At 70.5% G+C, this 404-nt stretch carries 1 pseudogene; it reads right to left on the bottom strand.

From position 1 onward, the window contains the following. Positions 1-404, bottom strand: a pseudogene (locus J0695_RS43075) (aminopeptidase N); the annotation flags it as partial.

The raw sequence follows: 404 nt of genomic DNA, 5'->3' as shown, positions 1-404 counted from the left end.
GCGTGGGGGAGTTGGAGACGACGGTCCAGCCGTCCGGCGCCTTCACGGTGAACCGGAAGGTCGCCTTGAGGTCGGGCTGCTCGAAACTCGCGAACACCCGGCGGGCGTCCGGCACCTCGAACTGGGTGTAGAGGTAGGCCTGGTCGTCGACGGGGTCGACGAACCGGTGCAGGCCCTCACCGGTGTTGGTGTACGCGCAGTCGGCGCTCACCCGCAGGACGTTGCGGCCCGGGAGCAGGCCGGGCAGGGCGATCCGGGAGTCCGCGAACACCTCGGCGGGGTCGAGGGCGTCCCCGTTGAGGGTCACCTCGTGCACGGTGGGAGCCACCAGGTCGATGAACGACTCCGTGCGGTCCGCGTCCGCCGAGACGTCGAAGCGCACCGTGGTCACGGACCGGTAGGTG

Origin of the sequence: Streptomyces beijiangensis (genome assembly GCF_017315755.1) — a bacterium.
Classification (GTDB): Bacteria; Actinomycetota; Actinomycetes; order Streptomycetales; family Streptomycetaceae; genus Streptomyces; species Streptomyces beijiangensis.
Note: the sequence above shows the minus strand (reverse complement) of the source record. Positions and strands in the feature narration are given on the sequence as shown.